The sequence below is a fragment of the Streptomyces sp. WY228 genome, assembly GCF_019287315.1.
In the GTDB taxonomy this organism is placed as follows: domain Bacteria; phylum Actinomycetota; class Actinomycetes; order Streptomycetales; family Streptomycetaceae; genus Streptomyces; species Streptomyces caviscabies.
In genome coordinates this window covers 1,130,048-1,141,902 of sequence record NZ_CP079114.1, presented here as the reverse complement: position 1 = coordinate 1,141,902, position 11,855 = coordinate 1,130,048, and the positions used below count along the sequence as shown (strand labels likewise).

General features: G+C 72.3%; 12 protein-coding genes. 6 read left to right on the top strand and 6 right to left on the bottom strand.

Annotated elements, in window-relative coordinates; translation table 11 throughout:
* Positions 1–31 precede the first annotated feature (31 nt).
* Complete coding sequence (locus KV381_RS04640; protein ID WP_030080302.1) at positions 32–799, top strand: polyprenol monophosphomannose synthase; 768 nt, start codon at positions 32–34, stop codon at positions 797–799.
* An 81-nt stretch (positions 800–880) separates the two neighbouring features.
* Positions 881–1,468, top strand: coding sequence for an FxsA family membrane protein (gene fxsA, locus KV381_RS04635; RefSeq protein WP_218784689.1), 588 nt, complete (start codon positions 881–883; stop codon positions 1,466–1,468).
* A 139-nt stretch (positions 1,469–1,607) separates the two neighbouring features.
* Here the strand turns inward: fxsA and KV381_RS04630 are convergent, their stop codons facing one another.
* From KV381_RS04630 to KV381_RS04615, 4 genes are all read right to left on the bottom strand, one after another.
* Entirely contained in the window at positions 1,608–1,982 is a 375-nt protein-coding gene (locus KV381_RS04630) for an RNA polymerase-binding protein RbpA (protein WP_003959706.1), read from the bottom strand.
* 265 nt (positions 1,983–2,247) lie between these two features.
* Positions 2,248–3,621, bottom strand: a complete 1,374-nt coding sequence (locus KV381_RS04625) for an MFS transporter (RefSeq protein ID WP_030080296.1) — start codon at positions 3,619–3,621, stop codon at positions 2,248–2,250.
* A 46-nt stretch (positions 3,622–3,667) separates the two neighbouring features.
* Positions 3,668–4,429, bottom strand: coding sequence for a glycerophosphodiester phosphodiesterase (locus KV381_RS04620; protein ID WP_103537852.1), 762 nt, complete (start codon positions 4,427–4,429; stop codon positions 3,668–3,670).
* Complete coding sequence (locus KV381_RS04615) at positions 4,426–5,139, bottom strand: YitT family protein (protein WP_218784687.1); 714 nt, start codon at positions 5,137–5,139, stop codon at positions 4,426–4,428. The genes KV381_RS04620 and KV381_RS04615 overlap by 4 nt, the downstream gene beginning before the upstream one ends.
* Before the next feature lie 102 nt (positions 5,140–5,241).
* Here KV381_RS04615 and KV381_RS04610 point away from each other — a divergent pair, with 102 nt between their 5' ends.
* The gene (locus KV381_RS04610; protein ID WP_193464587.1) at positions 5,242–6,741 is read left to right on the top strand and encodes a PLP-dependent aminotransferase family protein; all 1,500 of its coding nucleotides are present in this window, start codon (positions 5,242–5,244) and stop codon (positions 6,739–6,741) included.
* Between the two features lie 94 nt (positions 6,742–6,835).
* Here the strand turns inward: KV381_RS04610 and KV381_RS04605 are convergent, their stop codons facing one another.
* Positions 6,836–8,518 carry a hypothetical protein gene (locus KV381_RS04605; protein WP_218784686.1) on the bottom strand — a complete coding sequence of 561 codons (1,683 nt, stop codon included), beginning with the start codon at positions 8,516–8,518 and terminating at the stop codon, positions 6,836–6,838.
* Between the two features lie 37 nt (positions 8,519–8,555).
* Positions 8,556–8,750, bottom strand: a complete 195-nt coding sequence (locus KV381_RS04600; protein WP_006123109.1) for a hypothetical protein — start codon at positions 8,748–8,750, stop codon at positions 8,556–8,558.
* 327 nt (positions 8,751–9,077) lie between these two features.
* On the opposite strand from KV381_RS04600, the gene KV381_RS04595 reads away from it, so the two are divergent.
* The 3 genes from KV381_RS04595 (at position 9,078) to KV381_RS04585 (ending at position 11,855) form a co-directional block, all read left to right on the top strand.
* The gene (locus KV381_RS04595; protein WP_103536726.1) at positions 9,078–9,470 is read left to right on the top strand and encodes an ankyrin repeat domain-containing protein; all 393 of its coding nucleotides are present in this window, start codon (positions 9,078–9,080) and stop codon (positions 9,468–9,470) included.
* 289 nt (positions 9,471–9,759) lie between these two features.
* Positions 9,760–11,226, top strand: a complete 1,467-nt coding sequence (locus KV381_RS04590) for a HEAT repeat domain-containing protein (RefSeq protein ID WP_218784684.1) — start codon at positions 9,760–9,762, stop codon at positions 11,224–11,226.
* Positions 11,227–11,282: 56 nt separating this feature from the next.
* Positions 11,283–11,855 carry a DUF4240 domain-containing protein gene (locus KV381_RS04585; protein ID WP_218784682.1) on the top strand — a complete coding sequence of 191 codons (573 nt, stop codon included), beginning with the start codon at positions 11,283–11,285 and terminating at the stop codon, positions 11,853–11,855.

Sequence of the window (11,855 nt, the reverse complement as noted above, 5' to 3'; positions counted from 1 at the left end):
TCCCCCTGTGTACGGACTCTAAGGGGCAGTAGTGAACGACGGCGGTCAGAGGCAGTTCGGCCCGCTCGGCAAGGTTCTGGTGATCATTCCGACCTACAACGAGGTCGAAAACATCGGGCCGATCGTCGACCGGGTGCGCACCGCCGTCCCGGATGCCGACATCCTGGTGGCCGACGACAACAGCCCCGACGGCACCGGCAAGGCGGCCGACGAGATCGCCGCGGCCGACGGCCAGGTGCACGTCCTGCACCGCAAGGGCAAGGAAGGTCTCGGCGCCGCCTATCTCGCGGGCTTCGCCTGGGGCTCCGAGCACGGTTACGGCGTGCTCGTCGAGATGGACGCCGACGGCTCCCACCAGCCCGAGGAACTACCCCGGCTGCTCACCGCGCTCAAGGGCGCGGACCTGGTCCTCGGCTCCCGCTGGGTGCCGGGCGGCCGCGTGGTCAACTGGCCCAAGAGCCGCGAGGTGATCTCGCGCGGCGGCAGCCTCTACTCCCGGCTCGCGCTCGGCCTCTCCGTCCGCGACGTCACCGGCGGCTACCGCGCCTTCCGCACCGAGACCCTCGACGGCCTCGGACTGGGCGAGGTCGCCTCGCAGGGCTACTGCTTCCAGGTGGACCTCGCCCGCCGCGCGGTCGAGGCGGGCTACCACGTGGTCGAGGTCCCCATCACCTTCGTCGACCGGGAGGTCGGCGACTCGAAGATGAGCCGGGACATCCTCGTCGAGGCGCTCTGGCGGGTCACCGGCTGGGGCATCACCTCCCGGGCGAACAAGGTCATGGGCCGCAAGACCCTCTGACCGCCCCCGGGCCCGCCGCCCGGTCCACTTCATGATCACCCCCTTACGCCGCCTGCACGCCGTTACGGGCACACTGGGGGCATGACGACCGGCACTCCGCCCCCGACCCGTCCCCGGCGCTCGCGCGCCCGTAGATTCCTGCCGCTGGCCCTGGCCGCCTGGCTGGTCCTGGAGATCTGGCTGCTGACCCTGGTCGCCTCGGCCGCGGGCGGCCTCACCGTCCTGCTGATCCTGGTGGCCGGCGCCGTGCTCGGCGCCGTGGTCATCAAGAGCGCGGGCCGGCGTGCCTTCAAGAACCTCACCGAGACCCTCCAGCAGATGCCGGGACAGCCCGGCGCCCCCGCAGGCTCCAAGGGCTCGCGGGGCAACGGGCTGCTGATGCTGGGCGGGCTGCTGCTCCTGATCCCGGGCCTGATCTCGGACGCGGCCGGGCTGATCCTGCTGGTGCCGCCGGTACGCACCATGATCAGCCGTTACGCGGAGCGCTCGCTGGAACGCCGGATGCGGGCCGCACCGCCGGGCAGCCTCTCGGACGCCTTCCAGCAGGCCAGGATGCACCGGCCGGACGGAAAGGTCGTCCAGGGCGAGGTCATCCGCGAGGACGGCTCCCAGGCGCCCTCCGGCCCCGACGACGACCCCCAGGACCGCCGCCCGCCGCTCACTCCGTGACCCGATGGGCCTGAGAGCCCGTGGGCCCGTGGGGGAGCGGATGGCAAGAGCCGCGGGCCGTGACACAGATGCTGTGTCACGGCCCGCGGCTCTCGGTGCTGTACTGCGGTGTTGCGTGATGCTGTGCGGTGCTACGCGGTCAGGCAGACTTCCTGCTGTCCCGCGGGTGCACGGCGATGTTCATGGCTCCGGAGCGCAGAACCGCCAGCCTCTCGGCCAGCACCTCCTCCAGCTCCTCGCGGGTGCGCCGCTCCATGAGCATGTCCCAGTGCGTGCGCGCAGGCTTGCCCTTCTTCTCTTCGGGGCCGTCCCCGTCCACCAGGAGTGCCTGGGCGCCGCACGCCTTGCACTCCCACTCCGGCGGAATTTCCGCCTCTACCGAGAACGGCATCTCGAATCGATGTCCGTTCTGGCATGCGTACTCCACCGCCTGGCGCGGGGCCAGATCGATGCCGCGGTCCGTCTCGTAGCTGGTAACCACAAGTCGCGTGCCGCGGAGAGCTCGCTCACTCATGAATCGTGCCTCCCGGGCTTGTCGCCCACAGGACAAAATGTCGCTGTCGTCGTCATCCGGTCAACGTCCGGTCGGCGGCAAAGATTCCCGTTGCCGGTCATGCGTCGCCCGTCGTGCCGCTGCTTTATCTGGGTTGAGTACCCGCACATGCCCGGTTTGTCACCTCTGGTGGATGTTGTCACCCAACGGTTGAACCGCTTCCACTCGCAGTAACGGTCCTCCGGGCAGGCCAAAGACGTATACTACCGGCCTTTGACTTCAACGTCTAAATTCGCTCCGGCACCGGGTTGCCCGCGGCCTGGATCGCGCGCTTCACCGGGACCCGCGCGAGCAGCACCGCGCCGAGGGCGAAGAACACGATCAGCGAGATGATCGCCTCCCGGTAGCTGCCGGTCAGCTGGTACGCCAGACCGAACACCAGGGGCCCCAGCCAGCTCAGTCCCCGGTCGCTCATCTCGTACGCGGAGAAGTACTCCGCCTCCTTGCCGCGCGGCACCAGATGCGAGAACAGCGACCGCGACAGGGCCTGACTGCCGCCCAGCACCAGGCCGATCGCCGCCGCCAGAACGAAGAAGAACACCGGCGCGTCGGCCGGCAGCAGATAGGCGGAGCCCAGGATCAGGGTCCAGACGGCCAGGGACCCCAGGATCGTGCGCTTGGCGCCGTGCGTCCGGGCCAGCCGCCCCATGCCGAGCGCCCCCGCCACCGCCAGGACCTGCACCAGCAGCACGGCGACGATCAGCGTCGTCTGGTCCAGGCCCAGCTCCTCGGAGCCGTACAGCGAGGCCTGCGAGATCACCGTCTGGATCCCGTCGTTGTAGACGAGATAGGCGAGCAGGAAGGAGAGCGTCAGCGGGTGGCGCCGCATGTCGCGCAAGGTGGCCCGCAGCTGCTTCCACCCGGATCCGACCGCTCCCTCGCCGCCCGGCGGCACTCTGCGGTCGCGCAGCCGGCGCAGCGGTACGAGAGTGAACGCGCCCCACCACACACCGGCCGAGGCGAGGCAGATCCGCACCGCGTCGGACTCCGAGAGCCCGAAGGACTCGTGACCGGTGTACAGGATCAGATTGAGGACCAGGACGAGGGCGCCCGAGGTGTAGCCGAAGGCCCAGCCGCGCGAGGAGACCGCGTCGCGCTCCTCCGGCCCGGCGATCTGCGGCAGATAGGCGTTGTACAGCACCATCGACACCGAGATCGAGGCGTTGGCCACGATCAGCAGGAACGCGCCCAGCAGATAGCGGTGACCGTCCAGGAAGAACATCCCGGCCGTCGCCGCCGCCCCCGTGTAGGCGGCCGCCGCCAGCAGCGGCTTCTTGCGCCCCGTACGGTCCGCCGCCGCGCCCACGATCGGCATCAGGATCACGGCCACCACGATGGAGGCCGATACGGAGTACGCGAACAGCGAGCCCGCGCGCACGGGTATGCCCAGCGGGTGCACGAACCCGTCGGGATCGGCCGCCGCCTTGGCGATCGACGTCAGATACGGACCGAGGAAGACGGTCAGCACGCTGGTGGAGTAGACCGAGCAGGCGAAGTCGTAGAAGTACCAGCCGTGCTGCTCGCGTCTGCGGGCGGCGGCCGTTCCGTCGCCCGGCGGCTGTCCGGACGGTTCGGCCTTGCCTTCGGTGCCGGTGCTCATCCCGCGCCCCCTCGGTCGTCCCCTGTGGACGCGGACGGACCGGGCGTCAGGACCATGCCCCACGCTCGCTCAGCACCGTACGCAGCGTCTCGATGTGATCGGTCATGATGCCATCCACACCGAGGTCCAGGAGAGCCGCCATCCGCTCCGGTTCGTTGACCGTCCAGACGTGCACCTGGAGCCCCAGCGCGTGCGCCGTGCGGACGAAGCGGGCGTCCACCACCGGAATGCCGCCCTGCCGCTCCGGAACCTGCGCGCAGACCGCGCCCGCGCGCGGCGTCGCCGGGATCCCGTACGAACGCAGGCGCAGCGCCAGGACGCCGCGCACCCCGTACGACGTGGCCAGCCGGGGCCCCGCCAGGCGGTGCGCGCGGGCCACCCGGGCCTCCGAGAACGAGCCGACGCAGACCCGGTCCCAGGCATCGGTGCGGCGGATCAGGCCGAGCAGCGGCTCCAGCGCCGATTCGGCCTTCAGATCCACGTTCCAGCGGGCTTCGGGAAACTCCTCCAGCAGTTCCTCGAAGAGCGGGAGCGGTTCGGCGCCCCCGACCCGGGCCCGGCTCACCTCGCTCCACGGCAGCTCGGCGATCCGCCCCCGGGCATCGGTGACCCGGTCCAGTGTCGCGTCGTGGAAGGCGACCAGCCGGCCGTCCGCCGTGGTGTGCACATCGGTCTCGAAGTAGCGGTAGCCCGCGTCCGACGCCCGGCGGAAGGCGGTCACGGTGTTCTCCACGCCGTCCGCCGCCCCGCCGCGATGGGCGAAGGCGATCGGCGTCGGATGGTCCAGATAGGGGTGGCTCGGTTTCACTGCGGCAGTATGGCCTGCCCGGATGCCGGGGCGGCAACGGGGCCGGAACCGCCGGGCGGCGCGGCGGTGTCCGGTCCGCCGGAGGCCGGGGCGGCCTCGACCGGTGCGGGCAGCGCGAACATCCGCAGGAAGAACTGGGCCAGCGGGCCGATGGCCAGGGCGTACAGCACCGTGCCCGCGCCCAGCGAGCCGCCCAGCACGAAGCCCGTGGCGACGACGGCCACCTCGATCGCCGTGCGGACCAGCCGGATCGATCGGCCGGTGATGTGGTTCAGCCCGGTCATCAGTCCGTCCCGCGGACCGGGGCCGAACCGGGCCGCGATGTACAGCCCGGTCGCCACGCCGTTCAGCACGATGCCCAGGACCATCACCGGAATCCGGAACCCGAGGCTCTCCAGGTCGCCGACCATCGCGAGCGTCCCGTCCATCGCCAGCCCGACCACGAAGACGTTGGAGACCGTGCCGAGCCCCGGCCGCTGGCGCAACGGGATCCACAGCAGCAGCACGACCGCGCCGATGATGATCGAGACGACGCCGATCGAGATCCCGGTCAGCTCCGCGAGCCCCTGATGCAGCACGCCCCACGGCTCCAGGCCGAGCCCGGCCCGCACCAGGAGCGCGGAGCTGGCCCCGTACAGCGTCAGTCCGACGTACAGCTGGACCAGCCGCCGGGTGAGATGCGTGGTGCTCCGGTCGGTGTTTCTGGCCACGTCGTACCCCCTGATGTCGTGATAGTGGACTGCTTCGTGTCACTCTGTGGCAGGGGACAGGCCACCAACTATGGCCAATTCGCGGAAGGTGGACTGATTTTCATGGCGCAGTGGACATCAACGGTAGGCGCGGCACAGCTCGCCCGCCAGCTCCGCTCCCAGCAGGCCAGGCCCACCGGCCCCGGCGGCCGTAAACCGCCCGCCTACCGCGCGCTCGCCGACGGCGTACGGCTGCTCGTCCTGGAGGGCCGGGTCCCGGTCGCCGCCCGGCTCCCCGCCGAACGCGAACTGGCCCTCGCCCTGTCCGTCAGCCGGACGACCGTCGCGGCCGCCTACGAGGCGTTGCGCGCCGAAGGCTTCCTGGAGTCGCGGCGCGGCGCGGGCAGCTGGACCGCCGTCCCGGCCGGCAACCCACTGCCCGCCCGCGGCCTCGAACCGCTGCCGCCGGAGGCGCTCGGCTCGATGATCGACCTGGGCTGCGCGGCGCTGCCCGCGCCCGAGCCCTGGCTGACCCGTGCCGTCCAGGGGGCGCTGGAGGAACTGCCGCCGTACGCCCACACCCACGGCGACTACCCGGCCGGACTGCCGGCCCTGCGCCGGATGATCGCCGACCGCTACACCGCGCTCGGCGTTCCGACCATGCCCGAGCAGATCATGGTCACCACCGGTGCGATGGGCGCCATCGACGCGATCTGCCACCTCTTCGCGGGCCGCGGCGAACGCATCGCGGTCGAGTCGCCCAGTTACGCCAACATCCTCCAGCTGATGCGCGAGACGGGCGCCCGCCTGGTCCCGGTCGCGATGGAGGAGGGGCTCGGCGGCTGGGACATGAACCGCTGGCGCCAGGTGCTGCGGGACGCCGCGCCCCGGCTCGCCTATGTGGTTGCCGACTTCCACAACCCCACCGGCGCCCTCGCCGACGAGCAGCAGCGCCGGGACCTGGTGGAGGCGGCCCGGTCCGCCGGAACGGTCCTGGTCGTCGACGAGACCATGAACGAACTCCGCCTGGACACCGACATCGACATGCCCCGCCGGGTCTGCGCCTTCGACCCGGCCGGCAGCACGGTCCTGACCGTCGGCTCGGCCAGCAAGGCCTTCTGGGCCGGTATGCGCATCGGCTGGGTGCGCGCCGCCCCGGACGTCATCCGCAGCCTGGTCGCCGCCCGCGCCTACGCCGACATGGGCACCCCCGTCCTGGAACAGCTCGCGATCAACTGGCTCATGGGCACGGGCGGCTGGGAACAGGCCGTCGAGGTCCGGCGGAGCCAGGCACGGGAGAACCGGGACGCGCTGGTCGCGGCGGTGCGCCGGGAGCTGCCGGACTGGGAGTTCGCCGTGCCGCGCGGCGGTCTGACGCTCTGGGTGCGCACCGGCGGCCTCTCCGGGTCGAGGCTGGCCGTGGCGGGCGAACGCGTCGGCGTCCGGGTGCCCTCGGGGCCCCGCTTCGGGGTCGACGGGGCCTTCGAGGGATACGTACGGCTGCCGTTCACGGTGAGCGGTCCGGTCGCCGACGAAGCGGCCGTACGCCTGGCGGCCGCGGTGGACCTGGTGCGCTCCGGGGCGGGCGTGGGGGCGGACGCCCCGCGCAGCTTCGTGGCCTGAGAGCCCGCGGGCAGTTCTTCCTGAGGGAACGGCGGCGGGCGGGAGCGGACCCGGTGGTCCGCTCCCCGCCCGCCGCCGCTCCGCTCCGCCCGGCTCAGCTCTCGGCGCCCGCCGGCTGCGCCTTCGCCAGCGGCTCGGACGGCCAGGCCTCGGCGACGATCGCCTCCACCGGCACCGCCTCGACCGGACGGGCCGCGGTGTCCACCGCCACGGGGACCTGCTCCGTCGCCGGGCCCTCGTCGGCGTGCTCCCGCGCGGGCGTGTCCTCCACCGAGGAGTGCCGGTCGGGCAGCAGACCGAGGACCGCCCGCCGGTGCGCCTCGCTCGTGGCGTCGTCGTACGGGTCCGGGGTGGCGGGCACCTGGAGCCGCAGGACCGGGCCCGCGCCGAGGCGGACGTAGCCACGGCCCGCGGGCACCTCGGACGGCGGTGTGGTGTGCGGTTCGACGCCCAGCACGGCTTCGATCTGCTCACGGGAGGCCGGTCCGAGAACGGCGCGGGCGCGGGTGTGGGTCCGCACGGTCTCCGTGAGGGTGTCCAGCGCGTCGAACTGTTCCGCCAGCACCACCGTGACCTGGGCCGCCCGGCCGTGCCGCAGCGGGATCCGGAGCAGTTCCTGCGGGTCGGGCCGTCCGTCGGCCGCCGCGAGATGGCCCAGCACGCCGGGCCGGTCCAGCAGGATCCACAGCGGGCGCCGGATGTCGTCCGGCACCGGGTGACCGTTCTGCCGGGCCCGGTTGGCGGTGATCAGCCGGCGCTCCGTCTCGTGCGCCGCCCACTCCAGCGTGGCCAGCGCCCCGCCGAGACCGGACTCCACGGCGAGGACGCCGGTGCGCCCGGCCAGGGCGCCGTACTCACCGGTCCCGCCGCCGTCGACGACGATCACATCGCCGTTCTGCAGGGCCTGGAGGGCGATCGAGCGGATCAGGGTCGTGGTGCCGCCGCCGGGGTGGCCGACGGCCAGCAGATGCGGTTCGGTGGAGCGGCCACCGGTCCGCCAGACCACCGGTGAGGCGTCCACGGTCGTGTCGCCGTCGCGCACGGGGACGGTGCGCGAGACGGCGTCCGGGTCGGTGAAGCCGAGGACCGTCTCGCCGGGGGCGGTGACGAAGCGCTGGGCGGCGATCGTCGTGGGGAGCGCGTCCAGCACGGTCATGACGAGGCGGTTGGCCTCCTCGTCCCAGCTGAAGTGGTACTCACGGCCCCGGCCGGACTTGGTGTGGAGCAGCTGCTCGATCCGGGAGCGGGCGGCGGCCTCGCCGTCCGTGAAGTACGCGGGGTAGGAGACCTGGAGCCGGGTGAGCCGGCCGTCGTCGAAGGCGTACCCGTCGAAGGCCTTCGCCCAGTCGCCGCCGTGGGCGAACAGCGGATCGGGGTCGTCGGCCGTCGAGAAGTACGGCACGAGCGCCTCGTACAGCGACCGCAGACGCGCGGTCTCCGTCTCGTCGGGCCCGGTCCGCACGGGGGTCCGCTCCCGCCCCTTCCACGCGGCAGCGCCCATCACCGTGATCAGGGCCAGGATCGGCCCGTAGGGGACGAGCGCCACCACCAGCACGCAGGCCGCGCCGAGGAACAGCTTGGGACCACGCCGTTCCTTGGGGGTCGCGACCCACTTCTGCCGGCCGGACACGGCCAGCAGCCGCAGCCCGCGGACCACCGTGATCAGCGGGTGGAGAACATCGGTGGCACTGTCGGCGGCCGTGCGCGCGATCTTTCTGCTGCGAGTGATCGAAGCGCTGCCGCTGCTCAGAATGCGGGGGAGTGGTCGCCGGGCCACGTCGGTCTCCTGAAGGGGTGGGAGCGGTTGCGGAGCGTCAGAACTTGATCCCGCCCAGCAGGCCGGCGAGGCTCGCCCCGCCCGCCGTGATGCTCGGGGCGATGGCGGTGCCGGCCAGGTAGAAGCCGAACAGGGCACAGACGATGGCGTGGGAGGCCTTGAGCCCGTCCTTCTTGAAGAACAGGAAGACGATGATGGCGAGCAGTACCACGCCCGAGATGGAAAGGATCATGAGCGGTTCTCTCCTGGTTGAAGGGGACAGTCACCATGAGTCCTTCCAGGATCACGGGAAGTATCTATACGACAAAAGGTGCAATCGAGTGAATATCCTGCTCTTTCACTTGACTGGCCCACAGAAGTCGGCCCCCGGGGAGCGGCATCACCTCGTCCGTGCCGGGCAGGATCAGCCGCGGTGATCCCTTGCCGCATCCGGGCCGGGTCATGTCGGCCCGGGAGCAGTACCCTGTCGATTCACTCGTACGGCCCCGTGCCGTACTCCCCACCAGGTCAACCGCGGCGGTGACAGCCGCGGCAGCAGTCAAGGAAGGCGGTCCGTCCGATGAGCGAAACCCCCGATCCCGAGGTGGTCGAGCTGGCGACCAAGGTCTTCGACCTGGCCCGCGCCGGCGACACCGAGGCGCTCACCGCGTACGTCGAGGCCGGAGTCCCCGCCAACCTCACCAACGACCGGGGCGACACGCTCCTGATGCTCGCCGCCTACCACGGGCACGCCGCCACGGTCGCCGCCCTCGTCGCCCGCGAGGCCGACCCGGACCGGGCCAACGACCGCGGCCAGACCCCGCTGGCCGGAGCCGTCTTCAAGGGCGAGGACGCCGTCATCGACGCCCTGCTCGCCGGAGGCGCCGACCCGGCCGCCGGAACGCCGTCCGCGCTGGACACGGCCCGGATGTTCGGCAAGGCCGACCTGCTGGAACGCTTCGGTGCGCGGTGAGACGCCGGCGGACGCGCTCGTCGACGCGTCCGCCGTGGGCTCCGCTGACCGGTCCGTCGTAAATGTGGTCGCGGTGGCGAAATGGCTGGGTCATCATGACGTCGCGGGCCCGCTCAGGGCCACCGACGAGAGGCAGAGGAAGATGCTCTACACCAGGCGAAAGACGGCGGTCGGCCGATCATGTCACTGCGCGGCGTAACGGTGTCCCCCGGACACCCCCACGTGCCGAGAGGCACGGGGCACTGCACAGTCCCGGTTGCGTCGACAGCTTGATGTGAGGCTTTCTCCCATGTTCGATCCGTTCATAGCGCCGAGCGGCACCCTGCTCGGCCTGTTGCAGAGGGGCCGCGGCGACGGCACGCTCCACGCGCTCGCCGCACCGCGCCCCGAGGCCCTCGCGGCCCTCAACCACTGCGTCGTGAGCGACCCCCGTCACGACTGGCAGGTGGAGAACCGCTCCCTCTACTACGCGCGTCTCTATCTCGACCTCGACGGCGGTATCGAGGAGATCGAGCGACACCTCGCCGATCCCGACGACCCCATCGACACCGACGACTCCCGCACCGGTCTGGCGCTCTCCGTCCTCGGCCACCTCGCCTCCTACGGACGCGACGACGCCCTGGCCCTGCTCCGCCGTTACGCGGCGACCGGCGCCAACTGGGCCTGGGCCCTGGACGAGCTGGCCCTGCGCGACGACGACGCCGGTCTGCGCTCCCTCGCGCTGCCCGTCCTCGCCCGCTTCCCGGCCACGGACCAGGGCGCGGCCGACCTCGCCGCCGCCGTACGCGACTCCTTCGAACCGCGCCCCTGGCGGCTCTGGGCCGACGACCCGCGCGAAGCGGTCGGCGCCCGGGTCAGGGCCGCCGGTGAACAGGGCTCGTTCGACCGATGGCAGCGCCAGATGCGCCCCGGGGGACCCCGCCCCGGATGGAGCGTCCAGGCCGTCTTCGACTGGGCCCAGCAGGCCCTGGAACGCGGCAGCGAACTGCACGTCCCCGCGGCCCGCTGCCTCACCGCCGTCGCCGGACCCGACGACCTTCCCCAGATCGTCGAGGCCGCCCGCAGCGGCCCGGAAGGCGCCCGCTGCGCCGCCCTGCACTACCTCGCGGAGGCCGGCGACCCCGTCGTCCTCGACCTCATCGAGGCCGCCGCCATCAGCCCCGCCCGTACGGTCGCCGACACGGCCATCGCCGCCTTCGAGCGGATGACCAGCGACGACGCCGTGCAGCGGGCCCGCCGCTGGGCCCACCGCCCCGATGCCCTCGGCGCCTCGGCCGCCGGAGTGCTCGCCTGCCGAGGCGCCGCCCAGGACGCTCCCCAAGTCCTCGGCGCGCTCCGGGAGGCCGTACGCGGCGACGGACCCGACGCCCCCCGGCTGTGGACCCTCGTCGACGGGGCCGGCCGCCTCGGCATCGCCTGCGCCGCCCCCGTGCTGCGCCACGTCTACCGCGAGACGTCCTCCTCGCACCTGCGGGGCAGGGCAGCCCGGGCCCTGGCCGCCACCGACCCGTCCTTCGCGAGCGGGTTCGCGGTGGAATGCCTCTGGGACTGCGAGGAGACCACCCGCAGGCCCTGGCCGCCACCGACCCGTCCTTCGCGAGCGGGTTCGCGGTGGAATGCCTCACTGCGCGCGCCGACGCCCGGAGACATCCGCGTCGCCGAACGCCTGCGCCGCCTCGCCGCCGATCCGGCCGAGGAGGTCGAGGTCCAGACGGCGGTACGGAGCCGGATCGGGCCGGACGCACCGGCGGTCTGACCGCACGGTTCCCAGGAGGAGGGTCGTTGTCAGACCCTCCTCCTACGCTTTTCCCCATGGACATCAACGAGTGGTGGGGGCTCGTCGAACGGGCACGTGAGGCGGCCGGTGACCGGGCGGACGACCGGGACGCCCCCGACGATCCGCTGCCCGGCGCGCTGACGGATGTGCTCGCGGCCCTGGAGCCCGAGCGGATAGCCGCCTTTTCCGTCACGGCGGCGCAGGTGTCCCGCTCCGCGTACCGGTGGCCCCTGTGGAACGCGGCCCACCTCATCGAGGGCGGCTGCGGCGACGACGGCTTCATGGACTTCCGCAACGGGCTCGCCCTGCTCGGCCGGGAGACCTTCACCCGGGCGGTGGCCGACCCCGACTCCCTGGCCGCACTGCCGGTGGTGCACCGGATGGGCCGCGGCGAGCGCGGCTGGATCGGGTACGAGTCCCTGAACGTGCCCGTGGCCGAGGCCTACCGGCGGGTCCGGGGTGAGACGGACTCGCTCGACGCGACCGTGGCGGCGGCTCTGCGCGGGCGGATCCCCCCGGCACAGCCCGCGGGGGAGACCTGGGACGCCGAGGACGACGAGGCGAACCGCAGACACCTGCCCCGGCTGGCGGCGCTCTTCCTGGACTGA

Bases quoted from the DNA above. Each gene is read 5' to 3' on its own strand.
- KV381_RS04600 (WP_006123109.1), bottom strand. From the start codon at position 8,750: ATGATCCTTTCCATCTCGGGCGTGGTACTGCTCGCCATCATCGTCTTC.
- KV381_RS04595 (WP_103536726.1), top strand. From the start codon at position 9,078: ATGAGCGAAACCCCCGATCCCGAGGTGGTCGAGCTGGCGACCAAGGTC.
- KV381_RS04590 (WP_218784684.1), top strand. From the start codon at position 9,760: ATGTTCGATCCGTTCATAGCGCCGAGCGGCACCCTGCTCGGCCTGTTG.
- fxsA (WP_218784689.1), top strand. From the start codon at position 881: ATGACGACCGGCACTCCGCCCCCGACCCGTCCCCGGCGCTCGCGCGCC.
- KV381_RS04585 (WP_218784682.1), top strand. From the start codon at position 11,283: ATGGACATCAACGAGTGGTGGGGGCTCGTCGAACGGGCACGTGAGGCG.
- KV381_RS04625 (WP_030080296.1), bottom strand. From the start codon at position 3,621: ATGAGCACCGGCACCGAAGGCAAGGCCGAACCGTCCGGACAGCCGCCG.
- KV381_RS04610 (WP_193464587.1), top strand. From the start codon at position 5,242: ATGGCGCAGTGGACATCAACGGTAGGCGCGGCACAGCTCGCCCGCCAG.
- KV381_RS04630 (WP_003959706.1), bottom strand. From the start codon at position 1,982: ATGAGTGAGCGAGCTCTCCGCGGCACGCGACTTGTGGTTACCAGCTAC.